The organism is Phyllobacterium sp. TAF24 (genome assembly GCF_052113785.1).
Classification (GTDB): domain Bacteria; phylum Pseudomonadota; class Alphaproteobacteria; order Rhizobiales; family Rhizobiaceae; genus Phyllobacterium.
Map to the genome: position 1 here is coordinate 61,988 of NZ_JBFRDN010000015.1, position 24,249 is coordinate 86,236.

Here is a 24,249-nt window from a genome sequence, read left to right on the forward strand (position 1 = left end):
CCCATGACACATTTTGTCCGTATCGATTTCGGTAGCATTGACCCTGAACACGGCGCACCGGCGGCGGATCGGGTTATCTCCGGCGATCCGCAATTCCGCACTTGGAACTGCGATGAGGCGGAAGGCGGTCTTTATGCCGGGATTTGGGAGGCAACACCGGGCAAGTGGCGCATTTCCTATGATGAATGGGAGTTCTGCCACATCCTGTCCGGCCGCTCGATTGTCACGGAAGAGGGTGGTGAAGAGCGCCATCTGGAGGCCGGGGATAGTTTTGTACTGAAACCGGGCTTTCGCGGCTCCTGGGAGGTGATTGAAACCACCCGCAAGGAATATGTAATCCGGTTGTGAGGCGCTCTTATCTCCCTCATGGTGAGCCCGTCGAACCACGCACMAARCTTTGAGCCGGGCAGTCTGGCACGAACAGTTCATCGTGGTTCGACAGGCTCACCATGAGGGAGAGGGGTGGTTGCAGGGAGTCAAGTTCTGCACCATTGGCGATGTTTTTGCATCTTTTGCGATTAGCCGTGTGGCATCCTCACTCTCCCTCATGGTGAGCTTGTCGAACCACGCACCAAACTTTGAGCCGGGCAGTCTGGCACSAACAGTTCAKCGTGGTTCGACAGGCTCACCATGAGGGAAAGGGGTTGACGGCAGGGGTGGGTCGATGATCACCACTCACCACTCACCACTCACCACTCACCACTCACCACTCACCACTCGACAACCAACTTTTCCAATCCATGGAAATGATAGCTATCGCGGAAGCGTGGGGTCTCCTTCAAATGCAACCCCGGCAGGCGGTCGAACAGCACTTTTAGCGAGACCTGCAACTCCAGCCGCGCTAATGGTGCGCCGATGCAAAAGTGGATACCCGCGCCGAAGGAGAGGTTCTTCTGATCCGTCCGTCCCGGCAGGAATGATCCCGCATCGACAAAGGCATCAGGATCGCGATTGCTCGCACCAAGCATCAAACCGATCTGGTCGCCGGGTTTCACAACGATACCGTCGCCRAGATCGATCTCCTCATAGGCGTAGCGCGTGAACATATGCAGCGGCGCGTCAAATCGCAGGCATTCCTCAACGGTTTGCACCGTTGCATCGGCGTCCCGCAACAGTTCGGCGGCATTGCGGCCACTTTCCAGAATGGTTTTCACCGCATTACCGGTTTGATGAACTGTCGCTTCGTGACCTGCGTTGAGCAGCAGGATGGCGGTCGTGATAAGCTCGTCTTCCGACAGCTTTGCTCCATCTGCTTCGGCCGCGAGCAGCAGACTAAGAAGATCGTCGGCCGGTTCAGCACGCCGCTGTCCAGCATAATCCCGGAGAAAACCCGAGAATTCTGCGGCGGCAGCATTGGCGCTGTCCTCGGACTGCCGGTTGCGGCCATGCATATACATGGCAACCATGCGGTGGGACCAGTCGAGAAGGCGTGGCGCTGCCTCGGTGGGTACGCCAAGCATCTCGGCAATGACTGTAACAGGAATGGGCGTGGCAAAATCGGCGATAAGGTCGGCTTCACCCTTGGTTTCGAACCGATCGATCAACTCATGTGCCAGTGCCTCAATGCGCGGACGCAGGCGCTCAACCTGCCGGGAGACAAACGCGCGATTGACCAGCGTACGCAGCCGCGAATGCGTCGGTGGTTCCAGCTCCAGCATCGAGAACTTTTCGACATGATCGAAGTCTTTGAGGTGAGAGCGGTCGCCACTATTGCCCTGCGAATCTGCGATACCATGACGATTCTCCCGGCCAAAACGCCGGTCGCGCAGCAATTTATTGACGCCGTCAAAGCCGATAAAGCACCAGAACCCGTATTCCTCCCAGAAGAACGCCGACGTCTGCGCATGCAGCGCTGCGTAAGTGTCATAGGGGTTTTGGACGAAGGGCTGGTCGTGTGGATCAAGTTTCAGATGGCGATTGGCAGGATTGAATTGGAAAGAAGCGGGCGTGAGATTCATGATTGATGTACCATTAGGGTCAGGCAAAAGACAGGCAGAGGATGGGCTTGAAGCCGCTTTGCATACGGCGCCAATTGACGAAAGCAGAGCATTCGAGAAGGTCGTCATAGGCACGGCGGCAACGATCCCGCACTTGAGCGATAGCATCAAGCTGCAACACCACGATGCCCCCCTTTTCGACCGTAACAGTGGTCATGCCATCATCCGGTTCATCCAGCGATGTCATGCAATCGACCCACGCATCCATGTTGCGGCCATAGAATACGGGAAAGCCAAAAGTCGCGGCAAAGACATTGTGAAAACTGTCTTCATCGAAAATGTTTGAGCAATCGATGCGAATGGTTTCATATTGCATGCGAATCTTCCTCCTTCACAAGTCATAGCAGGACCCAATCATGAAAATCACCATCGTCGGGGCAGGAATTGCCGGGCTGTCCAGCGCGTGGTCGCTGACCAAGGCGGGGCATTCGGTGACGCTGATCGAGCAGGGACCTATTCCCAATCCGCTTGCGGCTTCCGGTGATCACCATCGTATTATCCGCCGCGCCTATGGTGCTGCCGGTGGTTATGCGGATGCGATTTCCGAAGCCTATGAGGCGTGGGATGAGCTTTGGCAGGACATCGGTGCAACCCATCTTGATCCACGCGGCTTCATCTGCATTTCACGCGAAGCTGATGATGAAGCGGAGGAATATCGCGAAGGGCTGGAGCAGGGCGGTTATCCGCTGGAGATATACGAGCCAGCGGACGCGGTGAAACGTTATGGTTATCTGGAAGAAGGAACATTCCGGTATGCATTCTTCTCGCCTGAGGGGGGAGCGTTGCATTGCAGGAAGATCGCCAGCGACATCGCCCGCTGGCTGCGCGCCCATGGTGCGGTGGTTCTGGAAAATACAAAAGTCACCGCGGTTGACAGTGCCGGCGGTTCGGTCGTGCTGGCGGACGGGACAGTGATTGCCGCCGACAGGGTTGTTGTTACGGCGGGCGCATGGGTCACTAAACTTTTCCCAGACGTTACATCTTCGCTGACCACCTACCGCACTGCCGTTGTTTATCTTGAGCCACCGGCGGATTTAAAAGCTGCATGGGACAGTTCTCCGGTTGTACTCGATGTGGGCGGACGCACGGATGGCTACATTATTCCCGCGAGTGGTGGCGGCGGTCTGAAATTCGGCTCCGGTCTGCACAAGCGCAAATCGCCTGATGCCGATGCTGGTCGGGTTCCGGAAGCGGGTGAGGGTGAGGCGATCCGTAATCTCTTTGCGCCGCCGATGAAGCGGATCGGTGAATACACAGTCACCAACGTTGTCACCTGTGCCTACACGTTCACCTCGGATAACCGATTTTTCGCCACGGAAGAGGGCAAATGTCTCGTTGTCTCCGCCTGTTCCGGGCATGGATACAAGTTCGGCGCGGCGGTCGGGCGGCGTGTAGCGCAGGCGCTGGGAACCGGCGATGTACCCCTGCTCAAGCGCTGGTTGATGGCGGAAGCCGCCTAAGCCGTTTCCGTTGCGCTCCGTCATGATCAGGAGTTTTGGAGGGTATAAAGTCACAGTGAATCTGAAGGCTTTCGGTATGGTTGCGATGAATGCGGAAGCCATGTTCCCTTAATTTGGCCTTCACGGCATCAATATCAGGCTGATGACGACGGACCGTGGCTTTCTGCCAAGTTTCCGGTGTGAACACGCCGAGTGGGAGAAACCGCAGTCTCTTCAGGCCAACAGCGATTGAGACATCGATGTGCGTTCCATCAACATCATGTCCATTAGCACCGAATATCTCAGCGATTTCTGAGCGTCGCTGGCTATACAGGATCTGAAATAGCTTTATTCCCATTCGCCGCGACACCCGCCTGACGAGGCCAAGTCTTGAATGCGCCTGTTCGTAACCTCTGGTGAGGATCAACGTGACGCCCTCTGGCAGTTCTTTGCACACCGCAAGCAAGTGGTTGAACGCCTCGCGATCAATATGGACATGTGATGAGGGCCAGCGCGGGCTTATTCTTAACCCTTGAGAATAACCGGGTTGCAAGCAAAGTAGCCCCGTTTCGGTTGCATCCCGGATATCGGAACTTATCTCGTGGGCATTGACTCTCATTATTGTATTCCGATTTCAGGTATGATTGCGAGATTTTCCGCGAAACTCCGGGGCTGCCTGCAATAGCCGATTTGGGTGATAAAGTGCAGAACATCTTGCGGAACAGGGCGGCAACACCCTATGTATCGAAAGTGTAATCCACGAATCTTGGGGGCGTTCAAACCCCTTGTTCTCCAAAACGCTGAGGCCCACCGATGAGAGATCCAATCGAAACAGCAATGAACCTCGTACCCATGGTCGTCGAGCAGACCAACCGGGGCGAGCGGGCCTATGATATTTTCTCGCGCCTGCTGAAAGAACGCATCATTTTCATTACCGGCCCGATCGAGGACGGCATGGCGACGCTGATCTGCGCCCAGCTGCTGTTCCTTGAATCGGAAAATCCGAAGAAAGAAATTAACCTCTACATCAATTCACCCGGCGGCGTCGTCACATCAGGCATGGCGATTTATGACACCATGCAGTTCATCCGTCCTGCCGTATCGACCCTTTGCTTCGGTCAGGCTGCGTCGATGGGCTCGCTCCTGCTGACCGCCGGTGAAAAGGATATGCGCTTCGTTCTGCCGAACGCCCGTATCATGCTTCACCAGCCATCAGGCGGTTTCCAGGGTCAGGCTTCGGATATCGAGCGCCACGCCCAGGACATCATCAAAATGAAGCGCCGCTTGAACGAGATTTATGTCAAGCATACGGGCCGCGACTACGAGACAATCGAGAAGACTCTCGATCGCGATCACTTCATGACAGCGCAGGAATCACTTGAGTTCGGACTGATCGACAAGGTGCTTGAATCGCGTGCGATCATCGAAGGCGACGCAAAGTAACCGGCTAAATGGCCGCACCGGGCCAAGAATGAACTTTTTTTGACCCGGATGCGGACTTTTTGCCACACAACCGGCTTGCATGCAGGCCAACAGACGTTACGTTAAGTCATTGGTGAGTAGAGGAAGCCTATTCTTCGAATTACTATTCGAATCATTCCCCGCAGGGCATAGTCCAAAGGGGGTGAACGGTTCCCGGCCAAACAGGGCGCCGATACTGAAAGGAAACTGCAATGAGCAAAGTCAGCAACGGCGGCGGTGATTCAAAGAATACGCTTTATTGCTCGTTTTGCGGGAAGAGCCAGCACGAAGTTCGCAAACTGATTGCGGGCCCGACTGTTTTCATCTGTGATGAATGCGTCGAGCTGTGCATGGACATCATCCGCGAGGAAAACAAATCCTCGATGGTGAAATCCCGTGAAGGCGTTCCGACGCCGCAGGAAATCATGGCTGTACTTGATGATTATGTCATCGGTCAGAACCATGCCAAGCGTGTTCTCTCTGTCGCGGTGCACAACCACTATAAGCGGTTGGCCCACGCATCGAAAAACAATGAAGTCGAACTGGCGAAGTCCAACATCCTTCTCGTTGGTCCAACCGGTTGCGGCAAAACCTATCTGGCGCAATCGCTCGCCCGCATCATCGACGTGCCGTTTACCATGGCAGACGCGACGACGCTGACCGAAGCAGGTTATGTCGGTGAGGATGTCGAAAACATCATTCTCAAGCTGCTCCAGTCTGCCGACTATAATGTCGAGCGGGCACAGCGCGGCATCGTCTATATCGACGAAGTCGACAAGATCAGCCGCAAGTCCGACAACCCGTCGATTACACGCGACGTGTCGGGTGAGGGTGTGCAGCAGGCACTTTTGAAGATCATGGAAGGTACGGTCGCTTCCGTTCCGCCGCAGGGTGGACGCAAGCATCCCCAGCAGGAATTCCTGCAGGTGGATACAACCAACATCCTGTTCATCTGCGGTGGTGCTTTTGCCGGTCTCGACAAGATCATCTCGGCACGTGGCGAGAAAACGTCCATCGGCTTTAGCGCTGCGGTCAAAAGCCCGGACGAACGCCGTGTTGGCGCAATCTTCCGCGAGCTTGAGCCCGAAGATTTGCTGAAATTCGGTCTCATCCCCGAATTTGTGGGTCGTCTGCCTGTAATCGCAACGCTCGAGGATCTCGATGAAGCTGCCCTGGTGCAGATTTTGTCGGAGCCGAAGAACGCTCTGGTCAAGCAGTATCAGCGCCTGTTCGATATGGAAAATGTCGAGCTGACGTTCCATGAGGACGCATTGAAGGCGATTGCTCTGCGAGCCATTGCCCGCAAGACCGGTGCGCGCGGCCTTCGTTCGATCATGGAGAAGATCCTGCTCGATACGATGTACGAACTGCCAACGCTCGACGGCGTGCAGGAGGTTGTCATCTCCGGTGATGTGGTTGAAGGCAATTCACGCCCGCTCTACATCTATGCGGAGCGCAAGGAAGAGAAGGGCAACGTTTCGGCTTAAAGCGTCAAAGCGATGTCAGAAAAGCAAGGGCTCCGCATCAGCGGGGCCTTTTGCATTTGTTGCTCGTCTTAATTGCGCCACGAAACAATATTTACGATTGATTAACTATGAGAGGCGCACAATTTTTGTGAGAGCAGCGTAGGCGTAAAAGCCCGAAGCGGGCAGTATCGCCCCGGTCGACCGATGATTTCCACGAAAATCATCCTCTTCAGAGGTGTGCTGCATCGCAAAAGATTGCGCTTGGACGTTGGTAGGAGCAGGATAGATTACGATTCTGTGACTGTGCTTGAAACCGGGGCGCTTGAAACGAGAGCCCCGCCACTCCAAGTAAAGGTTAAGCTGCACAACCGGTAGTACGCCGCTCTTCGCATGATCCCAAAAATGGATCCCGATTTTTGGAAAAGATCATGCAACCAAAGGGTACCCGGATGTGGCGATCTAGGCCGATTGGCCTGAGAAAGGACATGAAATGACGGTTGCAAGCAAGAAGACACCAGCGGGTGGGGAAAGCGGGCTTTATGCCGTTTTGCCATTGCGCGATATCGTTGTCTTCCCACACATGATCGTTCCACTCTTCGTCGGTCGCGAAAAATCCATTCGCGCACTTGAGGAAGTAATGGGCGTCGACAAGCAAATCCTGCTTGCCACACAGAAGAACGCTGCGGATGATGATCCGCAGTCGGATGCGATCTACAGCATAGGCACCATTGCCAATGTCCTGCAGTTGCTGAAACTGCCGGATGGAACGGTAAAGGTACTGGTTGAAGGTATTGCCCGCGCTGAAATCACCAGTTTCAGTGATCGTGAGGATTACCACGAAGCCAATGCCACGACGCTGGCAGAACCATCAGAAGATCCCGTTGAAATCGAAGCTCTGGCCCGCTCTGTCGTGTCCGACTTTGAAAACTACGTGAAGCTGAACAAGAAGATTTCGCCAGAAGTTGTTGGCGCCGCCGGACAGATCGAGGATTACTCGAAGCTGGCCGATACGGTTGCCTCGCATCTTGCGATCAAGATTCCTGAAAAGCAGGACATGCTGTCCATTCTTTCCGTACGTGCACGGTTGGAAAAAGCCATGTCGTTCATGGAGTCGGAAATTTCCGTTCTTCAGGTGGAAAAGCGTATCCGCTCGCGCGTCAAGCGCCAGATGGAAAAGACCCAGCGCGAATACTACCTCAATGAACAGATGAAGGCGATCCAGAAGGAACTTGGCGATGGCGAAGATGGCCGCGACGAGGCAGCCGAACTGGAAGAGCGCATCAAGAAGACAAAATTCTCCAAGGAAGCGCGCGAGAAGGCCAATCAGGAGCTGAAGAAGCTTCGTCAGATGAGCCCGATGTCCGCCGAAGCGACGGTTGTTCGCAACTATCTCGACTGGCTCTTGACCATTCCGTGGAACAAGAAGTCGAAGGTGAAGAACGATCTGAACCTCGCCGACGAGGTTCTGGACGCCGAGCATTATGGCCTCGACAAGGTGAAAGACCGGATTGTGGAATACCTCGCCGTACAGGCGCGGTCGACCAAGATCAAGGGTCCGATCCTGTGTCTCGTTGGTCCTCCCGGCGTCGGTAAGACGTCTCTGGCCCGTTCGATCGCCAAGGCTACCGGCCGCGAATACATCCGTATGTCGCTTGGCGGCGTGCGTGACGAGGCTGAAATCCGCGGTCACCGCCGCACTTATATCGGTTCGATGCCCGGCAAGGTCATCCAGTCGATGAAGAAGGCAAAGAAGTCCAACCCGCTCTTCCTGCTCGACGAGATCGACAAGATGGGCCAGGATTTCCGTGGCGATCCGTCATCGGCTCTGCTCGAGGTGCTCGATCCGGAACAGAACTCAACCTTCATGGATCACTATCTTGAGGTCGAATATGACCTTTCGAATGTGATGTTCGTGACGACGGCCAATACGCTGAACATCCCCGGTCCTCTCATGGATCGTATGGAGATCATCCGTATTGCCGGTTACACGGAAGACGAAAAGGTCGAGATTGCCAAGCGGCACCTATTGCCCAAGGCTATCCGCGATCATGCGTTGCAGCCGAAGGAGTTCTCGGTTTCGGAAGGTGCCATTCGTGCCATCGTGCGCGATTACACCCGCGAAGCCGGTGTTCGTAGCCTCGAACGCGAACTGATGAAGCTTGCCCGCAAGGCAGTGACGGAAATTCTGAAGTCGAAGACCAAGAAGTCGGTGAAGGTCACTGAGGCCAACATCAACGATTATCTCGGCGTGCAGAAGTTCCGCTTCGGCCAGATCGACGGTGAAGATCAGGTTGGTGTTGTCACAGGTCTTGCCTGGACTGAAGTGGGCGGCGAATTGCTGACCATCGAAGGCGTCATGATGCCCGGCAAGGGCCGCATGACCGTCACAGGCAATCTGCGCGACGTGATGAAGGAATCGATTTCTGCGGCGGCATCCTATGTCCGCTCAAGGGCTATCGATTTCGGTGTCGAACCGCCGCTCTTTGATCGCAGGGATATCCACGTGCACGTGCCTGAGGGTGCGACACCCAAGGATGGACCTTCGGCCGGTGTTGCCATGGTAACAGCGATCGTTTCGATCCTGACCGGTATTCCTGTGCGTAAGGATATCGCCATGACTGGCGAAATCACATTGCGCGGACGGGTATTGCCGATTGGTGGTCTCAAAGAGAAGCTGCTTGCCGCCTTACGTGGTGGCATCAAGACAGTTCTGATCCCGGAAGAGAACGCCAAGGATCTGGCGGAAATTCCTGATAATGTGAAGAACGGCCTTGAGATCATCCCGGTCAGCCACGCCAACGAGGTGCTCAAACACGCGCTCGTGCGTGCGCCTGTACCGATCGAATGGACCGAGCCGGTTCATGTACCGGCAGCTGCATCCACCGAGGATGATGCTTCGGCGCAGATCGCGCACTAAGATCGAAACAAACAAAAAGCCGGGCAAGAAATTGCCCGGCTTTTTTGATTCTATCGGTGGATGTCTTAGAGCGTGCCCGTGAGGATGCCGACACCGGCAAGGGCCGCAAGCCCACCAATAAGCCTGACAACGCTGGAGCCCACGCGCTGGCCGATTTTGCCGACAGCAAAGCCAATGCCAATACCGGCGATGTGGAGCAGGGCGGTCGCAGCCATGAACCCACCCGCATAGGCAAGACCACCGGCACTCTCAGGCATTTCCGCGCCATGGGCATGGCCATGGAAAACCGCAAACAGCCCCACCAGGCCAGCTGCTATGGCCACCGGCGCCTGAACCTCAAACGCCACGGCTGCACCGAGCACGATGACCGAGAGAGCTATTCCAAACTCCACGAAGGGCACAGTGATCCCGGCAACGCCGAGCGCGCCGCCGACGGCCATCATGCCGACAAAAGCGGCGGGAACGAGCCAGAGGGCGCGACCGCCCAGCTGGAAGGCAAAGATGCCGACGAGAATCATCGCAAGGACGTGATCAAGGCCGGATATGGGGTGAGCAAAGCCGTGGGTGAAGCCACTGGTCTCCCCCACGCCCACATGGGCATAGGCAAGGGCAGGGTAGAGTGTAGCGAGTGAAAAGACGGCGAATCGTGACGTGCGGATCGTTACCATGTGTTGTTCCCATTATTTGGTTTGTCTCTTGGAAGGAGAAACACATTGTTGCCGCAGAAAATGATGCGTGCAATGAGGAAAACACAGGGCCTGTTCGAAATTAGCGGAGAAAGTCCGAGGGGCGCCCTATCCAAGAACTCCAAGAACTTTGACCAAATCAACTGTAGAATTTGTCCAAAGAAAAGTTTCATTTTCCCGAACCCACACCGTTAGTTCCGTGTGGGTATTGCCAATAATTCATCGCAGTCGGCGCGTAGTGTACTTGGGACGCCGAATCAGAAGTAACTGAGTTTTCGTTGCCGAACGAGATCAGGATAGAGTGGCGATACACCTGTTATCTCGCGAAGTTCCCATCCTTTTTTGAAAAGTATCATCGGGATTGCCCGCTCAAGGGCGTGACCGTACGTTCCGTCCCTCTGGCCATCTTCACGTTCAAAACTATTACGGTCAACGATTTGTGCGGCCTGTTTTGCGCATTGTGCACGTATCCAAAACATAGTTCCAGCAAAGAAGCCCAAATCGTCTGCGTCATCTGACGGTGTTCCGGCAGTTGCCATGAGAGAGAAGACGCGGTCTCTGTTTGCGCCCCAATAGTTGGGGCTACTCACAAATGAATGATCCGGTCCCAGTATGCCCAACTTTGGGTTATTCTTAAAATTGGTAAGTATGACTTCGATGGATTCTTCTGACCCTGCCAGACTTGTAAGCATATCTTTGCGCCATGACTCACCTTTGGGTGAGTAGAGACTGCGCTTCCCGTGTATCTTTAGTATCGGCGTATCATCATCAATATCTAACGTTGGCAACAACGAGAAAAATGGCAGAACATCGCGGCCTCTATTCTCCGCGGGATGTACTCCAAGGAATACATGGCGCCTATGCCATTTAGCCTTGAATTTTGCCAGAACGTCACTGTTGGATGACGTGACGTGTATGTCTGTTCCGTCGGGGAATCTGTCGAAATAAGCCAAAAGTTCATCAACAACTTCGGGATAGTGGCAGTGGCAAACGACAACAGCTTTGGGCTTCTTAACGCCGGTTAACATTGCTGTTTTAGGACCATTTTCACGAGCCCGGTCGGAAATATCTTTCAACCAGTTGCCACCCTTGAGGGCGAGTGGATTTCTGACGATCCTTTCATACTTAATTATACCAAGCTCCTTGTCGATTTGCTTGGCATGGTCATGAGTTGGATTGATACCCCTTTTGTTGGAGAATACCTTCTTTGCCTTAGTCTCCACTAACCCTGAGAATGGGGCATTTAGATCATTTAACTTGTGCGAAAATCCCAGTTCGTACGAGAAAATCACATGTTCTCGCGACGCAAGGGGTCTTACTGAATGGAGAAATTCGGAAAATTCCCGCCGTTCAAAAACTTCGCGTTTCACGGAAAAAAGGTAACTTTGCCCATGGCGCACTATCTGGTTGGAAACAGTGGCGAACAAGGCCATTCGCTCGCTTTCAACTAACCGTTCAATAGTCAGACGGAAGACATCGCTGCGGGATACAAAAAAACTGTCATTACAAAATAGAATTTGTTTTACGGGCGCAGCACCTTTCAGGGCGTCATAACCGACGGCATAACTCATAAAGTCGTAGCCAATGTTCTTCCTTCGGATTACAGCGAATCCAAGGTCTTTTGCAACCTGACTATCTTTTTCTGAAATGCCCGTAGAGACAACCACCCCAGTTGAGGCAAATAACCTAACTGTTTCCAGAAGTAAGCGCCAGTTTGACGACCTTTCCCCGCTGGGATCGAAGTGAGCAATGATAGCACCTACAGACATTTATTGCCCTCGTACTTTTCTCATAGTGCGAAAAATCTTTCTGGCTATGCGATAAGCAATAGGATTGCCGCGTAGCTTTTGCGCAATCGCCGAAGCAAGAGAGACGGGAGCAGGTATTTGATGTGCCTTGAGATGTGAGATATCTGCCAATGCTTCACTATATCGTATCTCAAGCCCAGATAAATATTTGAAGTTTCCTAGGTCATAATTCTCGATAGAAGCAAGGGCTCCCATAACATTATCGTGGGGTGGTGTGGGTGTCACATATCGATCAATGTTTACTGACCTATGAACTGCTTCAAGGTGTTGGTGCCCATACTTTAAACATGGCTCCAGATGACATCCCTCGGCCCATTCATTCCAAGCGTTGATGAAGACAAACTTCTCTTTGTTTTGTTCATCAGCGCTGGTTTTCAAGCTTTGGTTTCGCAACCATAGTTCGAATAGTTCGGGCGATGAGTTTATGAAAGTGAACGGATCATTTTGCCTGCGCGCTGTGTTATCCCAAGATGGCATAGCGCCATGAAAGAACAGAAAATCATCATGTCTGCGGTTAATGGACTCCGTCATGACGGAGCGATAGTCCATTATATTTCCACGAAACTCCGGATTGGTGATCCTTGGTCTTGTTGAGCTGAAGGCATTACCAAGATATTGATGTGGAGGAAATTCTACCAGAGCATCTGCCCCCCAATCATCGGGATGGAAAATGTCATAGAAGGCTACGGAAGCAATGAATAATCCCGGTAGTCCAGCTTCCTTTGCGCGCTTTCGCCAATGCGCAAACGTTGCTTTTGAATCCGTAAGGATATCTGGACGATAGATGATTATAAGTGGTAATCCGTCGTATCGAATATATCGGTCATCCCGCATGTAGGGAATGACATCGTCGATAAAGCGATTGTCATTTTCGACACTATGTTCATTGGCCAAGAGAATTTCGTTGTTGCCACCATCCCAGCGTTTTGTCCAGTTCTCATTTGCCCAGCAAAAGCAAAATGGGAAATCGATCTTGTTGTTAACGAACACATCGATTGGCTTTTCAAGAATTCGACGACCTGAGAACCAATAATAGTAAAAGCAGAACCCGAATATGGAATTGGCCTTTGCCAATTCGATTTGAGCCTGCATGGTTTCAGCCATACGGAGGTCATAAAATCCAAGATCTCTGGGGATCTGAGGCTGATTGTGACCCTCAAAATTTGGTCGTGCCTTCGCGACATTTGTCCACTCTGTGAAACCCGGCCCCCACCACTCTGAGTTTTCTTTCACTGGATGAAACTGTGGGAGGTAAAACGCAATTGGCTTAATCATATTGGCTCTTCTTACAAGGATAGGTGGCGTTGTCATTACCCCCCCAACTCTTGGTGTCAAACTTTTTGGTGCACTAAGCCCAACATTGGGATGTTACGCCATCGGTTTCTTGCAAACCACAACCTCGGTGTATTCTCCGATGATGCCATGCTCTTTATCGCAGAACCGATAAACGCGAACATTAAATGGTGCCCACTCAGCGATCTGTTGGTGTAGATCATAACCATAATCTACTGTAACGATTGATCCTTCATTGCTAACGGGATTTCCGTGAATTTCAGGCTCTTTAATATCGTGACGCGTTCCGTCTTGATTGAACACAAACCGGCGCTCCCAGCCTGCAACCTGGTTCTTTCGAACCGGAAACGTGCAGATGTATAAGCCACCTGGCTTCAAGGTCCTAAAGACTTCTGAGAAAACTTTCTCAGGATGATAAACATGCTCCATCACATCAAGTGACACAACAATATCAAACTGACCATTAGAGAATGTCTGCTTTTCCAAGTTCTCATTTCTGACCCCGCCAACGACATCGCCCCACTTGTTGTCGGGGAAATACTGTGTCGCAATATATCGAGAACACTCTTTGGCGATAACAGCCGATATTCCGCGAGGTGATGGTGAGGATTCGTGTATGGCCAAATTCCGCCAGTCTGGGCGTTGCTCTGAAAGAACAAGGGCTAATGCGCGTTCACGAGGAACCGAGCCTGTGGGGCACTTTGTGCAGTTAAGATAATCGCGGTGCCAATCATTGTGCCCTTCAAAAACTGTATCCTGCCTACAAACGGGACAGTACCCGAGCAAACGAAAAGGCTTCGGGCGACCATCGTCATTCGTAGTATTCTCCAGCAACATATCCGTCTCCTCCAAAAATGAGGCTTCTTATAGAATCGAGGCCCTTACGATACTAGTTAAAATCTGTATTCCTACTCATAGCTGGTGTCGAATAAGGGTGTCGAGGAAGTTTGGGTACCAGAAGGGTTTCTGGTTCGCATAATAATTTGCAGGATTGCACGCGCAAGAGTGGGCACTCTCATGCCCAAAAATGGCCAATGAATCCCTTGTATCTACCAAGCTTTCGGTAAATTCTAACTATCAAAACGTTCAGGGATTGGTGGGCGATGAGAGACTCGAACTCCCGACATCTTCGGTGTAAACGAAGCGCTCTACCAACTGAGCTAATCGCCCCTCACAGAGGGTGTGTGGGGAGCGTTTAGGCGTTTCGCGCGCTATTGGCAAGGGGGTATGCGACACTTTTATGATTTGTTTGAAGAGTTTTTCACAATCGCATTTTTCGTGTTGCGAAGCGCTTGACACTCCCCTGCGAACCCCTTAAACGACGCCTCACACCAGATGAACTTCTGGTTTGCAAAGTGCGCGGGTGTAGCTCAGTTGGTTAGAGTGCCGGCCTGTCACGCCGGAGGTCGCGGGTTCGAGCCCCGTCACTCGCGCCACTTTTCTCTCAAGTAAATCAATTAGATACTCGCTTGATAGAAAAGTGGCGGACCCCGCAGTTTCAACTCGTTTTCTTAACCAGTTTCAACTTTTTGATCTCATTCTGTTCGGAAGCGATATTCTTGCGACCGATTTTTCTTGATTCATCCGCTGCGCGAACCGAGGCCAAATTGACCGGCATATACGTTTTTTGCAACGTTTTGTTCTGATCGATGCTGTTACCCATCTTGGCAGCCATAGATTCGACAGTCCCGCCGCCCGATACGGCTTCAACCGCGCCAGTGCGCCGCATGTCCATCAATCGGCACTTTTCTTCTTTACCGAGGACTGCGCGCCGAATGTCTGCAACGTCATCAATGAGACTGCTCTTCTGATACGGAACGGGGCTATGTCGGCGTCCCCCCTTCGGTCCCGGCGCTGCGCCACGCGTTCTAAAAATTGGAGCATCATCGTGTAGTTCGAAATCCAGCCCAGACACATATGTTTGAACCAATTGCCGTGTCGGGCGGGATATAATCCCGAATGCTGTTTCTCCGGTTTTGTGCCGCTGGATTACAAAGCCCCAATCTGCCCCAACAGAAACTGCGTGCGACGGCGTGAGCGTACGGCAATCGACAGGGGAAAAGCTAGTGTCCCATGCAATGGCGATTATGCATGCAAGCCCTTTGAATCCTGCACGCCATGCGCCTTTCACGAACCGGATGACTTCCGACTGGGTCCAAATCTCGGTTCGACCTGGCACACTTTGTTTTTGGATTGCCCGGGAAGGGTCTTGTTTGGGGGTGCAGAGCTTCATGGCCGTCATGACGGTATAGAGCGCCCGCCACGTCTTCATCGTACGCCCTGCTTCCCCTACACCCTTTTTCGCGATCATCCGATGATACCAAAGGTCCATCATTTCCATTGTGATGGTTTCGGGTGCCACATCGCCAAAAACATGCTCAATGTATTTCCAGCCACGGTCCCAGTCTTCGCGAGTTCGCGATGGCTTGGTCTCCCATTCTTTGGTGCGGCGGAACCGCTCAAATGCATCTCCAACACTGTTTTTGGGGTATGCCTTTATGAGCGGTGCGTCCAACCCTTTGCGGGTTCGTTGATAGCGTTCTTCCCATTCTCGAGCGATCGCCCAAGCTTCTGGACCATCGTGTCCGCATGAGATGATTCTAAAGCCAAGTAGTTTCATCGTGGGAGTGGGCATCCAATATGCGTGCTTACCCTTGCGAACAACATAATGTTTTAGCTTTACGCTACCCAAGTCTGGTCATCCTCTGCGCAAAAACGTCTTGTGCGTTTAGCGCCAAGGTTTTTTTGTCGTTCTGCCTAAGCCGACGCGACGGTCCAACCATACGTCAATGGCTGTAAGGTCGTAGTGACCAGTAACGGGGCAAGGCTCGGGAAGTCCGATCTCCTCAAGTGCATGTCTCATTCGGTCAAACTCTATGAGGGTGAGGTGCAAGCGACGTGCTGCTTTCACCGGAGGAACCAAACGCGGCTCTATTGAATAGCGAATGTCAGCCATGGAGTTTACTCCCGTTTTCAATCGGCAGCCATCCTGCAACGCTGTCTTGCGTGGGTGGGGTGGTATAGAGCGGTCGCACGAACTCGTTTTCGTGTGTCTTGCTGACGCTCAAATAATGATGGTGCCCGCTCTTGGCTAACTTCTCCAAACCGTCAGTGCTGGCGTATCCAACCGGCTCTCCCTCCTGTAGGCGGGATAGGGCAGCGGCGACTGTTCGCGCTACCCCATCAGCCCAATGATTGGGATGAAAGAACAGGACTTTGCCTCGACCGTGCGTAATATCGAGCGGATGGCAATGTTCGCGGCTTCCCGCCATGGAAAGCTATTCAAAGAATTCAGTCTGTCGGAGTGGAGCAGTTCGGTAGCTCGCCAGCCTCATAAGCTGGAGGTCGCAGGTTCGAATCCTGCCTCCGCAACCAGTTTGGCGTTTATCTTCGGTCGATGCCGGAGGATGATTGTTGCTCAATCATCGGTCTGGATAGAGCCTTGCAAGGGGTATCGCCAATTCAATCAGGACGGCGGCGCTGAAAGCAGAAGCGCCTTCAAGACGCTGATTTTACGAGGAACTCATAGACAGGCAAAGCTCTTTGGAGCCGCTTGAATAAATGAAGGATTCACTATGGAATTTAACGAACGTTATTCGGAATCTTAAAGAGCAGATTTGAAACTCTCTTTCTTCGCCAAGGGCGCAAAAACTAACGTCCGCAAATCTCTCATCTGAATCGTCCAATAATGTTCCGTAAACCTTCCAATCTTTAGCTTTGGCTTCATCGTCATTTAGAAAAATCTCGAGTCTTGGATTCTCTCTTTTTTCAAGATGATAGGACAACTTTATTATTAGGTCGAAGGCCTCCGCATAAAATGCATTGTAAGGCCCCCGCATAATGCTGATTTTCTTGGTCTGGCTATCAACTTTCATGTGTTCCCTCATCAGTTTGCCCGCCCTTTCTGGCGCGAGACAGTAAACCGCGCATTTTTCATTTGGAACACAATATGCGATGCATCCACTTTGTTGGCTTTCGGGGTGAGGAATATCACTCAGCCGTCAAAGTGTTTGGCAAGCCGCATTTCATTCATCGCGGATGGGCTTTGAGAGCGCAGCGCGAGATTGCCGACAATGACTTTGTAGTCTTTGCAACTGGCTCACACGATCAGGAGCCGCGCCACCGGGGTCGCGTTGCCGCCCATTAGACCTCCCGATCGAGCCTGCGACACTTTCCGACAATGCTATGCGTCAGGCCATGCCTTCAACACGCGCACGTCTCTCGGCCCAGCTCCAGGCCAGAGCTGCATCACGTACTGATCATTGCCTTCAAGACCATCTTCGCTGAGCGTGTCGAGACCCGATAGAGCGGCGCGCACGCAGAGCGGACCTGCTTTCACTGAAAGTCGCGAAGCAGTGGGATCATAGTCCGTCAAGCCAGCCAGGACGAGGCGTCCAGACGGGCAGTCGAAACAAGCTTCAACAACGTGCTGATAAGCGTCAAGATCAACAGAGGGGCGTTCGTTGTGCCATTCCACGCTGACCGGAACGGGCATATTCCGCGCCGTGTGGAGAATTACCCCATGCGGCCCGGCTATGAGACGGCGGGCGATCGCTTCATCGGTGTAGTCCTCTGGTAGACCCGGATGGTCCTCGTCTCGCAGGTATATCTGGAAATAATCAGCGAGAAGATTGCCCTGATAAAGAACTTGGGACGGAGCTGCCCCATCAGCCACGGAACTTACCATTCCTAGCACTCCAATCCCAAGCAAGGTGCGTCGTCTCATATGCAATATAGGCCTTTTGCTGCATTCTTCCTGGCAATCAAGGCATGTCGATGAATTCCGTGCGCTCTCTCGCACATTACGCAGTGCAGCGATGAGACGCAATGACCGCTCCTGGCGCATTCTTGCCATCAATGTCGAAGCGGCATTTTTCGGAATGGCAATCGAGCCTGGTCAATGTGCGAGGAAAGCACCGCTTACAGTTCGCTGCTCAATCCTAGACATTCTCCGCCCCCAAATAGATTTTTAGAGAGCAAATCAATCGTGAGCCTGACTCCAAAGCAAGTTTTATTTGCTCGGGTGTCTGGACGGAAGTCAAGAACTGGACACAGCTCGGCGCATTCGGCGCATTCGGCGCATTCGGCGCATTCGGCGATGCGGCAGCCCTCATTACGACCCAGCTTATCGACCGCAAGCGCGACGTGAAGCAGAAGGGCACACGCAATGCGGGCCAGATGCAGAATGTCTTTGCCATCGCTGCATCCGATCCCGGCCAGATCGCACTCATCGCCGCTGAAAAGACTGACCTGAACTATCCGTTCAAGGTCGAGGGCAACGACAAGCCTGCAGTTGGCGCAAGCCCCAAGAATTCACTGCGCTATTTCATCGGTCTGGTGACATCCGCGCAGGAAGCAGGCGGTGCGGCCAACACAGTGCAGAGCCTCAATGCAACCGTTGAAATCAACTCGAACGTCGTCAAAGTTGCCGCTTCGGCGACATAAGGAGCCTTCGCATGAATACCAAAACACAGAAGATCAACGATCTCTCCGCTTTCGATAGCCTGAAAGATGCGCAGGAATCGGGCATTGACATCGAGATCCGGGATCCTGCGGGTCAACCTATCGGCATCTCGATCAAGATTGCCGGACCAGACAGCGAGCGCCAACGGAAAGCCATTCAGGCAATCACAAACGAACGCATCAACAACGAAGACCTTGCACAAGCTACTGCCGAGGATTTTGAACAGAGAACGCTCAAGATCATCGCGGCCAGCGTCATCTCCTGGTCGCCAATCGTGCTTGACGGCGCTGATCTTCCTTATTCTGAAGACAATGCAATCCGCCTCTTTGCCCGGTTCCCATTCATTCGCGAGCAGGTCGAACGGAAAGCTGGCAAACGTGCGGGTTTTTTGAAGCGCTCATAGCAGCGCTTCGAAAGGCCATCCGCGATAACCACGTTARTCGGCGGCCGCGCATTCCCGCCGCCGGTCAACACGTATGGGAGTGGTTCGTCTAACCGCATCTTGTTCAAGCTCATTTGGAGTTCGTTCGATCCACTCGCTAAGCGAAGTGCCGAAATAGTTGTGTGTAGGTTCTTTTGTCATTGTTGATGTAATTTCCTTGCGTGGAACTTGTCGTGCTGGTCGACGTTTCATGCCATGCGAAAACACCCATTTGAATCTGTAACCGTTGAAACCAAGAAAGTTGGCCAACTCCGAAATATCACTTCGGTGGAGGAGGCGGCAGAGTTCTTGCTTTATGATTGGGCAAAACGGGAAGGCCCCACCTATCTCGCAGCACAGCAATCATGTTTGGACGCGCTGCAAGAGGAGCGCTCAGTTGATGAGGCGAGAGAGGCCTTTATAACGGCTGCAAAGGCCGCTTACATTTTTATCAAGGAAGGGCGTTGATTACCGCGGCGAAATTCTTGCCGTTCACTGATTGATACTGGCGTGAAGTTCCTCCCAATCCTTCGCCAATGTTCTTTGCTCATTCCGCAAGAAATAGATGAAATTTAACGGGAGCACGATGAATGCGATAACTGATATCGGCAATAGGAAGTTCAAAGGCAGCAGCCGGAATATGTACGTCACCGGGAGTTGAAGTAATAGAATGAAAAAACTGTAAACCAGAATGAAGCACCCGATCGGAAATCCAATTGCATAACCAACATACCATTTATTGATATGATCAAAAAAGGCCATATAAAATACGCAGGTACCGACAAAGAGGGGGATTGTAATAACAACCCAAATAGTTACTTCAATTGACAAAGGGTTTGGTGCGGTCAGCATTTGAAGGATGGATGCAAGGATAAGAAAAATCCCATAGCATTTCAGGAGAATCCAGATGCAAACCATACGATCTAATGGCTGGGGACCATCCTCCATTAATTCCTCCGCATCAAATTCTTGAGCTGAATCTCAACGTCAGTCTTTGTCCTGGCATCTAGCGCAAGAGCGGTGTTGTCGGAAACTTCAATAATTGCATTCATTTCAACATCCCAATAGCCATGTCGGCAAGCTGCGCGATCTGCGAAATTGCTGCGATAAACACCGTCCATTTAATTATATTGCTATAGATGCTCAGGTTCATTTGAGCCTGATGATAGGTATCAGGGTTGTCCATGCTCGAACCGAACCAACGCGTTCTTTGAAAGAGTTTAACCATCCAATTATACTTACCAATGAGGTACCAAGATAAAGCTGCAAAAATAAGCAGACCGGGTAAGGTCGCGGCGGTGAATATCCATGGTGTTTGATAGTGAAAGTATAAACCTTGTAGATCATCGCGTGTCGAACTCAGTGCAATAGATAACAGAGAAAAAGTCGCAATCCCGGTGATAAAAATAACCCAAAAAAATTTAGAAATTGCTTTCAGGTTTCTCGTTGTTTCGACTTCGTAATTCTGTGCTAAAAGACCGCTCATATTGGCTTCTTCCGGTTGAACAGATTTGACTATCTATTGGAATTATCTTGCGTCATTGCGCTCGGAGCAAGAGCGGTGTTGTCGGCTACCTCGATGATCGCTGCAATCACTTCCTGCTGTTACATCCGGCAGTTGACGCAGCGGCGATTAGATCAATCAATCCATCTTCAATTGCCAATTAGCAGTCGTTGAAGCGGTAAGAATAGGTCCCCTTGCCTTTGGAGGCTTCATTGCGATTCAGTGCAAAGCTTTCTTTGTTTTACTCAACTCATTCTCAATATCGGCAATCACCTTATCAACCTGCACGACTGGCCCTTCTGTGGTGCGGTCGAAGCAGATACCCACTTCCAAACCTTGCTTTCTCAAGTCTGGCAAAAATTCATTAGTATTATATCCAGCTCGAAGGTCGCCACCTCGGAACCAAGAAGCTGATGCGGTGCAAATGCTTCTGGTCCTGCCCATAGTTCGGCGAAGATGACGGCGGGCCATAATGGACAACAGACGGTTTGCGACCCGGAATCGGTTTATACTGCTGTTTCTGCCACCAATACAATCGTTCTTGAACTTTATCAGAATTCCGGCAGCGCCCTTAACTTGAACCCTTCGCTTCTCTACGTTTTGTTCATGTAGTGTTTCTCCCATTGCCTTCGATTCCATGTGTGTTTATCTAGTTGATAAAAATGGGGGAAGGTTATGTGGGTTGATACAATCATAAGAAGCGCTGGGGAATCTATTCCAGAAGCGCCCAAGTTTCCACCAGTTGATGTTCAGGAGAGATTTGTTGGCAGAAGCGGCAAGCCCGCTCTTGTTGAAGTACTTCCCTTCATTGCTCTGATTAGAAAGTACGCGAGAATCTCTAACAATACCAAAATGATGGACTTCGGTGTCGGATGGGGCCGTATTGCAAGGTTCTTTCAGGACGCAATATCAGAAGATACCTTCTATCTTGCGGATGTCGATCAGGAAGCGCTTCAATGGTGCGTTGACTGCTCGGTGAAGGGGAATCGGGTTCTTCTTGATCCAATCGGTTCTCTACCAATGCAAGATGGAACACTGGATATTATCTACTCATTTTCGGTGTTTTCGCATCTATCGGAAGCGTCCGCCAAGCATTGGCTGAATGAGCTACACCGTGTTTTGAAGCCCGGCGGCGTATTGATTTTTACAACGCAGTCGATGCGGTTCCTGCACTTAGTCAGGGCATGTCATGCAAAAGCGCGTCCAAACGATATCGAACGTAGTATCGGGCAGTACTTTGGTTCCAATCCACAACGCGCAGTTGACCGGTATGCCGAAGGAAAGCACACCTACACAGATGTTGGTGGTGACGGCGGCGGCGGTGTTCTGAGTGGTGAATTTTATGGGTGGGCAGCCATACCGCCACGTTGGGTCCACTCGACCCTCGGCGGCATGTTCAAGGTGATGAAGTACATCGATAATCCCAAGGTGCAGGAACAGGCAATCTTCGTGCTTAAGAAGCATCAACCGCTTCGCCAGCGTATTGCGGCTTGGTTCGGTCGATAAAAACCTAGATCGCATACTCACAGCCTTAAAGCCCCAGCACTCCGGTGTCTGGGGTTTTTCATTTTCAATGGAGCCACCATGACCAGACGCGGCATTGCTGATCGTCTGAGTGATCGGCTGTTGGCTATTTTCATATGGCTGATGGTGTTCACAGCTATCGCTTTTCCGAAAACAGGAAATCGAAATGAAACTGCTCCCAGAATGGCGGGCCGTACTCGTAAGGATATGGTCAATCAGGTTGATCGCGATAGCCGTCGTGTTGGATGGCCTTTCTACAGCCTTCCCCTACCTGCAGGACACTTTTGGGCTTCCGACAGGCACATTCGAATGCAATGCGCACAATAGCCATAGAGATCATCCCAGCTTTCCAGATCACAGAAACGGTCTGTGTCCTTCAAGCCGTTCAAAAACTTCTTCCTAGCCATAACGGCCAACCAACTGCCGAACCCATGGAGATTTCCATGTGCTCTTCTTGCGCTGTTCTGGCGTGATCCAATGCCCATCAAAGGCTTTCAGGAATATCTCTGCCTCATCCTTTTCAGGGAAGCAGTAGATAACAAACCCCTCGCCATCGTCGTAATAGCTGTGGTTGAGCCGGTAACAGCCAAGCCGTCGCGACAGGAAATCAACGTTGTCAAACCTGTAACTGACCTCGATCGCCAAAAGAGCAACCTGATACGGGTATTGCCGATCAATCGCAGCTTCTGTTTCTGCGCCTCTGCTTCGCCCGGCCATCTCAGTGCCTCGACGTTTTCGGCTTCCAGCCGCGCGCATACCCGTGCCCGGCAATCAGAGATGCGTATTCAATCTCTCTGATAAGAAAAGCATTGTCCTTCAGCAGGGCATCAATGGCCGCTCGGAAATCGCCGCAATAGCGTTCTGTTCTATATTTGTTCACGTACAGCAAAGAGTCAAGGTTGCACTGAGGAAAATTGTATTCATACAAAAAATCATGCAGTATGAGAGGAGTTGGGGCGTCCGGTTTTGTGGGGAAGCATTTTGTCGAACATCGGCGAGGAACCACCGCAATCGAGCAACGCTGAGCGTACTCCCACCTATCATTTGAATATCCTCGCAGCAATCATAGTACCAATTCTCGTCGTTATTGCTCTTGCCTGGGCCACTAAACCGGGACAACTGCATGAGGCGGACAAAGCAATTGCAGATAAGAACTATTCTGAAGCTCTGAAATTACTTACGCCACTCGTTCAAAAGAATGATCCAAACGCCGAATACCTATTGGCGTATATGTATGCGAGTGGTTCCGGAGTAGATCAAAATTTCATCTTGGCCCTGGGATATTTTGAACAAGCCGCTAAGCAGGGACAATCAGATGCCCAATATGCTCTGGGCAACATGTACTTTCATGGAAAAGGTACTGCTCGCTCTGAAACGATTGCCGCCTATTGGATGCGCAAAGCTGCAGATGCTGGAGATTCCGCTGCCCAAACCTTTCTCGCCACAATGTACATTGAGGGGCTAGGCGTGGGAAAAGACGCCGCTCTTGCTAAGCCGTTGTTTGAAAAAGCTGCAATGCAGGGAGATGCCACGGCACAACACAATCTCGGCCAAATGTATTTGGACGGGATAGGAGTTGCGAGAGACGAACAGACCGCGTTCAACTGGTTTCACAAAGCTGCCGACCAAAATCTTCCGGCATCTCAATTTACGCTTGCAGTACTCTACGCAAATGGCCGGGGTATTCCAAAGAGCATCGAAGCTTCTTTAAAATGGGCAAGATTGGCGGCTCAAGAAGACTATCCCCTTGCGCAAAAGGCTCTCGGTACAATGTATTATTACGGAAACGGCGTAGATCAGAGCTATGCCGAAGCGGCGGAGTGGTATCGTAAGGCAGCCAAAAATGGTGATGCCGAAGCGCAGCGTTATCTTGATGGTATGGAAGCCGCTGGATTAATATCAAGATCTTAAGCCAATCTGCTTCACAAGGCGCGGTAAGTTTATTGGTTTCAACTTTAGATGCTTCACCAACTCATACTCGCTTCAAAATATTTGAAACTTGCATTGAAATAACGAGCCAATCTATCGGCCTGTCACGCCGGAGGTCGCGGGTTCGAGCCCCGTCACTCGCGCCACTTTTGCCCCTTTTAAATCAATGATTTTCCGAAAACTGTTGTTGGAAAAGTTGATGCAAAAGATCAGCTGTTCCGACTTTTGAACGTCATTTGCTATCACGAATGTCAACTCTACCCGCTCTGCCGACGCATATTCAGCAAACAGCGGGATGCGGTGGATAAATGCGGTACTGCATGACATTTGGTTAATTCTA

General features: G+C 51.7%; 26 protein-coding genes and 3 tRNA genes. 14 read left to right on the forward strand and 15 right to left on the reverse strand.

Annotation, left to right across the window (positions count from 1 at the left end; genetic code table 11):
• The first annotated feature begins 3 nt into the window (after positions 1-3).
• Positions 4-348 carry a cupin domain-containing protein gene (locus AB4Y96_RS14450; protein WP_441918193.1) on the forward strand — a complete coding sequence of 115 codons (345 nt, stop codon included), beginning with the start codon at positions 4-6 and terminating at the stop codon, positions 346-348.
• A 362-nt stretch (positions 349-710) separates the two neighbouring features.
• Here AB4Y96_RS14450 and AB4Y96_RS14455 read toward each other — a convergent pair whose 3' ends face one another.
• Both AB4Y96_RS14455 and AB4Y96_RS14460 read right to left on the reverse strand, forming a co-directional pair.
• A complete protein-coding gene (locus AB4Y96_RS14455; RefSeq protein ID WP_441918194.1) occupies positions 711-1,958 on the reverse strand; it encodes a cytochrome P450 in 1,248 nt (415 codons plus the stop codon).
• Positions 1,959-1,977: 19 nt separating this feature from the next.
• A complete protein-coding gene (locus AB4Y96_RS14460) occupies positions 1,978-2,313 on the reverse strand; it encodes a barstar family protein (RefSeq protein ID WP_441918195.1) in 336 nt (111 codons plus the stop codon).
• A 40-nt stretch (positions 2,314-2,353) separates the two neighbouring features.
• Between AB4Y96_RS14460 and AB4Y96_RS14465 the strand changes: the two genes are divergently transcribed.
• Complete coding sequence (locus tag AB4Y96_RS14465; protein ID WP_441918196.1) at positions 2,354-3,457, forward strand: NAD(P)/FAD-dependent oxidoreductase; 1,104 nt, start codon at positions 2,354-2,356, stop codon at positions 3,455-3,457.
• Here the strand turns inward: AB4Y96_RS14465 and AB4Y96_RS14470 are convergent.
• Complete coding sequence (locus tag AB4Y96_RS14470) at positions 3,426-4,055, reverse strand: hypothetical protein (protein WP_441918197.1); 630 nt, start codon at positions 4,053-4,055, stop codon at positions 3,426-3,428. The genes AB4Y96_RS14465 and AB4Y96_RS14470 overlap by 32 nt on opposite strands.
• 194 nt (positions 4,056-4,249) lie before the next feature.
• Here AB4Y96_RS14470 and AB4Y96_RS14475 point away from each other — a divergent pair, with 194 nt between their 5' ends.
• The 3 genes from AB4Y96_RS14475 to lon all read left to right on the forward strand — a co-directional run bounded on the left by AB4Y96_RS14475 (position 4,250) and on the right by lon (position 9,280).
• Positions 4,250-4,879 (forward strand): ATP-dependent Clp protease proteolytic subunit, encoded by a 630-nt coding sequence (locus tag AB4Y96_RS14475; protein ID WP_091883799.1) that lies wholly within the window; start codon positions 4,250-4,252, stop codon positions 4,877-4,879.
• Positions 4,880-5,109: 230 nt separating this feature from the next.
• On the forward strand, positions 5,110-6,384 hold the full coding sequence (gene clpX, locus AB4Y96_RS14480; RefSeq protein ID WP_091883798.1) for an ATP-dependent Clp protease ATP-binding subunit ClpX: 1,275 nt from the start codon (positions 5,110-5,112) through the stop codon (positions 6,382-6,384).
• Between the two features lie 469 nt (positions 6,385-6,853).
• Positions 6,854-9,280 carry an endopeptidase La gene (gene lon / locus AB4Y96_RS14485; RefSeq protein WP_091883796.1) on the forward strand — a complete coding sequence of 809 codons (2,427 nt, stop codon included), beginning with the start codon at positions 6,854-6,856 and terminating at the stop codon, positions 9,278-9,280.
• A gap of 65 nt (positions 9,281-9,345) precedes the next feature.
• Here lon and AB4Y96_RS14490 read toward each other — a convergent pair whose 3' ends face one another.
• The 5 genes from AB4Y96_RS14490 to AB4Y96_RS14510 form a co-directional block, all read right to left on the reverse strand.
• Entirely contained in the window at positions 9,346-9,948 is a 603-nt protein-coding gene (locus AB4Y96_RS14490; RefSeq protein WP_441918198.1) for a HupE/UreJ family protein, read from the reverse strand.
• 275 nt (positions 9,949-10,223) lie between these two features.
• Positions 10,224-11,735 (reverse strand): rhamnan synthesis F family protein, encoded by a 1,512-nt coding sequence (locus AB4Y96_RS14495; protein WP_091883793.1) that lies wholly within the window; start codon positions 11,733-11,735, stop codon positions 10,224-10,226.
• Positions 11,736-13,085, reverse strand: coding sequence for a glycosyltransferase WbsX family protein (locus AB4Y96_RS14500; protein ID WP_441918199.1), 1,350 nt, complete (start codon positions 13,083-13,085; stop codon positions 11,736-11,738). It abuts the gene before it with no gap.
• Positions 13,086-13,142: 57 nt separating this feature from the next.
• Entirely contained in the window at positions 13,143-13,904 is a 762-nt protein-coding gene (locus tag AB4Y96_RS14505; RefSeq protein WP_091883790.1) for a methyltransferase domain-containing protein, read from the reverse strand.
• Between the two features lie 257 nt (positions 13,905-14,161).
• Positions 14,162-14,237: transfer RNA gene (locus tag AB4Y96_RS14510), tRNA-Val, on the reverse strand.
• 189 nt (positions 14,238-14,426) lie between these two features.
• Between AB4Y96_RS14510 and AB4Y96_RS14515 the strand changes: the two genes are divergently transcribed.
• Positions 14,427-14,503, forward strand: a tRNA-Asp gene (locus AB4Y96_RS14515).
• 62 nt (positions 14,504-14,565) lie between these two features.
• Here AB4Y96_RS14515 and AB4Y96_RS14520 read toward each other — a convergent pair.
• Positions 14,566-15,759 (reverse strand): hypothetical protein, encoded by a 1,194-nt coding sequence (locus AB4Y96_RS14520; RefSeq protein WP_441918200.1) that lies wholly within the window; start codon positions 15,757-15,759, stop codon positions 14,566-14,568.
• A gap of 605 nt (positions 15,760-16,364) precedes the next feature.
• Between AB4Y96_RS14520 and AB4Y96_RS14525 the strand changes: the two genes are divergently transcribed.
• Positions 16,365-16,442 (forward strand) — tRNA-Met (locus AB4Y96_RS14525).
• Between the two features lie 137 nt (positions 16,443-16,579).
• Here the strand turns inward: AB4Y96_RS14525 and AB4Y96_RS14530 are convergent.
• Positions 16,580-16,942 carry a hypothetical protein gene (locus AB4Y96_RS14530; protein WP_441918201.1) on the reverse strand — a complete coding sequence of 121 codons (363 nt, stop codon included), beginning with the start codon at positions 16,940-16,942 and terminating at the stop codon, positions 16,580-16,582.
• Between the two features lie 74 nt (positions 16,943-17,016).
• Between AB4Y96_RS14530 and AB4Y96_RS14535 the strand changes: the two genes are divergently transcribed.
• Positions 17,017-17,214, forward strand: coding sequence for a hypothetical protein (locus AB4Y96_RS14535; protein ID WP_441918202.1), 198 nt, complete (start codon positions 17,017-17,019; stop codon positions 17,212-17,214).
• 36 nt (positions 17,215-17,250) lie between these two features.
• Here AB4Y96_RS14535 and AB4Y96_RS14540 read toward each other — a convergent pair whose 3' ends face one another.
• The gene (locus AB4Y96_RS14540) at positions 17,251-17,754 is read right to left on the reverse strand and encodes a hypothetical protein (protein ID WP_441918203.1); all 504 of its coding nucleotides are present in this window, start codon (positions 17,752-17,754) and stop codon (positions 17,251-17,253) included.
• 458 nt (positions 17,755-18,212) lie between these two features.
• Between AB4Y96_RS14540 and AB4Y96_RS14545 the strand changes: the two genes are divergently transcribed.
• The 3 genes from AB4Y96_RS14545 (at position 18,213) to AB4Y96_RS14555 (ending at position 19,420) form a co-directional block, all read left to right on the forward strand.
• On the forward strand, positions 18,213-18,512 hold the full coding sequence (locus tag AB4Y96_RS14545; RefSeq protein WP_441918204.1) for a hypothetical protein: 300 nt from the start codon (positions 18,213-18,215) through the stop codon (positions 18,510-18,512).
• 11 nt (positions 18,513-18,523) lie between these two features.
• Positions 18,524-18,934, forward strand: coding sequence for a hypothetical protein (locus tag AB4Y96_RS14550; protein WP_441918205.1), 411 nt, complete (start codon positions 18,524-18,526; stop codon positions 18,932-18,934).
• Between the two features lie 234 nt (positions 18,935-19,168).
• The gene (locus tag AB4Y96_RS14555) at positions 19,169-19,420 is read left to right on the forward strand and encodes a DUF982 domain-containing protein (protein WP_441918206.1); all 252 of its coding nucleotides are present in this window, start codon (positions 19,169-19,171) and stop codon (positions 19,418-19,420) included.
• 580 nt (positions 19,421-20,000) lie between these two features.
• Here the strand turns inward: AB4Y96_RS14555 and AB4Y96_RS14560 are convergent.
• Positions 20,001-20,438, reverse strand: coding sequence for a hypothetical protein (locus tag AB4Y96_RS14560; RefSeq protein ID WP_441918207.1), 438 nt, complete (start codon positions 20,436-20,438; stop codon positions 20,001-20,003).
• A 237-nt stretch (positions 20,439-20,675) separates the two neighbouring features.
• Positions 20,676-21,095: a hypothetical protein gene (locus AB4Y96_RS14565; protein ID WP_441918208.1), complete on the reverse strand. Its 420-nt coding sequence runs from the start codon at positions 21,093-21,095 to the stop codon at positions 20,676-20,678.
• A gap of 36 nt (positions 21,096-21,131) precedes the next feature.
• Between AB4Y96_RS14565 and AB4Y96_RS14570 the strand changes: the two genes are divergently transcribed.
• Both AB4Y96_RS14570 and AB4Y96_RS14575 read left to right on the forward strand, forming a co-directional pair.
• A complete protein-coding gene (locus AB4Y96_RS14570; protein WP_441918209.1) occupies positions 21,132-21,962 on the forward strand; it encodes a class I SAM-dependent methyltransferase in 831 nt (276 codons plus the stop codon).
• Positions 21,963-22,146: 184 nt separating this feature from the next.
• Positions 22,147-22,383, forward strand: coding sequence for a DUF7940 domain-containing protein (locus AB4Y96_RS14575; RefSeq protein WP_441918210.1), 237 nt, complete (start codon positions 22,147-22,149; stop codon positions 22,381-22,383).
• On the opposite strand, the gene AB4Y96_RS14580 is transcribed toward AB4Y96_RS14575, so the two are convergent.
• A complete protein-coding gene (locus AB4Y96_RS14580) occupies positions 22,380-22,697 on the reverse strand; it encodes a hypothetical protein (protein ID WP_441918211.1) in 318 nt (105 codons plus the stop codon). The two genes, AB4Y96_RS14575 and AB4Y96_RS14580, sit on opposite strands and share 4 nt — an antisense overlap.
• Positions 22,698-22,961: 264 nt before the next feature.
• Here AB4Y96_RS14580 and AB4Y96_RS14585 point away from each other — a divergent pair, with 264 nt between their 5' ends.
• The gene (locus AB4Y96_RS14585; RefSeq protein ID WP_441918212.1) at positions 22,962-23,891 is read left to right on the forward strand and encodes a tetratricopeptide repeat protein; all 930 of its coding nucleotides are present in this window, start codon (positions 22,962-22,964) and stop codon (positions 23,889-23,891) included.
• Between the two features lie 111 nt (positions 23,892-24,002).
• Here AB4Y96_RS14585 and AB4Y96_RS14590 read toward each other — a convergent pair whose 3' ends face one another.
• Positions 24,003-24,236, reverse strand: coding sequence for a hypothetical protein (locus tag AB4Y96_RS14590; RefSeq protein WP_441918213.1), 234 nt, complete (start codon positions 24,234-24,236; stop codon positions 24,003-24,005).
• Positions 24,237-24,249: the final 13 nt, after the last annotated feature.

What these genes read in the sequence shown, in the direction of transcription:
- AB4Y96_RS14500 (WP_441918199.1), bottom strand. Translation starts at nt 13,085, where the DNA reads ATGACAACGCCACCTATCCTTGTAAGAAGAGCCAATATGATTAAGCCA.
- AB4Y96_RS14555 (WP_441918206.1), top strand. Translation starts at nt 19,169, where the DNA reads ATGCGAAAACACCCATTTGAATCTGTAACCGTTGAAACCAAGAAAGTT.
- AB4Y96_RS14575 (WP_441918210.1), top strand. Translation starts at nt 22,147, where the DNA reads ATGAAACTGCTCCCAGAATGGCGGGCCGTACTCGTAAGGATATGGTCA.
- AB4Y96_RS14475 (WP_091883799.1), top strand. Translation starts at nt 4,250, where the DNA reads ATGAGAGATCCAATCGAAACAGCAATGAACCTCGTACCCATGGTCGTC.
- AB4Y96_RS14505 (WP_091883790.1), bottom strand. Translation starts at nt 13,904, where the DNA reads ATGTTGCTGGAGAATACTACGAATGACGATGGTCGCCCGAAGCCTTTT.
- clpX (WP_091883798.1), top strand. Translation starts at nt 5,110, where the DNA reads ATGAGCAAAGTCAGCAACGGCGGCGGTGATTCAAAGAATACGCTTTAT.
- AB4Y96_RS14590 (WP_441918213.1), bottom strand. Translation starts at nt 24,236, where the DNA reads ATGTCATGCAGTACCGCATTTATCCACCGCATCCCGCTGTTTGCTGAA.
- AB4Y96_RS14570 (WP_441918209.1), top strand. Translation starts at nt 21,132, where the DNA reads ATGTGGGTTGATACAATCATAAGAAGCGCTGGGGAATCTATTCCAGAA.
- AB4Y96_RS14470 (WP_441918197.1), bottom strand. Translation starts at nt 4,055, where the DNA reads ATGAGAGTCAATGCCCACGAGATAAGTTCCGATATCCGGGATGCAACC.
- AB4Y96_RS14460 (WP_441918195.1), bottom strand. Translation starts at nt 2,313, where the DNA reads ATGCAATATGAAACCATTCGCATCGATTGCTCAAACATTTTCGATGAA.
- AB4Y96_RS14565 (WP_441918208.1), bottom strand. Translation starts at nt 21,095, where the DNA reads ATGGAATCGAAGGCAATGGGAGAAACACTACATGAACAAAACGTAGAG.
- AB4Y96_RS14465 (WP_441918196.1), top strand. Translation starts at nt 2,354, where the DNA reads ATGAAAATCACCATCGTCGGGGCAGGAATTGCCGGGCTGTCCAGCGCG.
- AB4Y96_RS14490 (WP_441918198.1), bottom strand. Translation starts at nt 9,948, where the DNA reads ATGGTAACGATCCGCACGTCACGATTCGCCGTCTTTTCACTCGCTACA.
- lon (WP_091883796.1), top strand. Translation starts at nt 6,854, where the DNA reads ATGACGGTTGCAAGCAAGAAGACACCAGCGGGTGGGGAAAGCGGGCTT.
- AB4Y96_RS14550 (WP_441918205.1), top strand. Translation starts at nt 18,524, where the DNA reads ATGAATACCAAAACACAGAAGATCAACGATCTCTCCGCTTTCGATAGC.
- AB4Y96_RS14560 (WP_441918207.1), bottom strand. Translation starts at nt 20,438, where the DNA reads ATGAGCGGTCTTTTAGCACAGAATTACGAAGTCGAAACAACGAGAAAC.
- AB4Y96_RS14540 (WP_441918203.1), bottom strand. Translation starts at nt 17,754, where the DNA reads ATGGTAAGTTCCGTGGCTGATGGGGCAGCTCCGTCCCAAGTTCTTTAT.
- AB4Y96_RS14495 (WP_091883793.1), bottom strand. Translation starts at nt 11,735, where the DNA reads ATGTCTGTAGGTGCTATCATTGCTCACTTCGATCCCAGCGGGGAAAGG.
- AB4Y96_RS14580 (WP_441918211.1), bottom strand. Translation starts at nt 22,697, where the DNA reads ATGGCCGGGCGAAGCAGAGGCGCAGAAACAGAAGCTGCGATTGATCGG.
- AB4Y96_RS14450 (WP_441918193.1), top strand. Translation starts at nt 4, where the DNA reads ATGACACATTTTGTCCGTATCGATTTCGGTAGCATTGACCCTGAACAC.
- AB4Y96_RS14530 (WP_441918201.1), bottom strand. Translation starts at nt 16,942, where the DNA reads ATGAAAGTTGATAGCCAGACCAAGAAAATCAGCATTATGCGGGGGCCT.
- AB4Y96_RS14535 (WP_441918202.1), top strand. Translation starts at nt 17,017, where the DNA reads ATGCGATGCATCCACTTTGTTGGCTTTCGGGGTGAGGAATATCACTCA.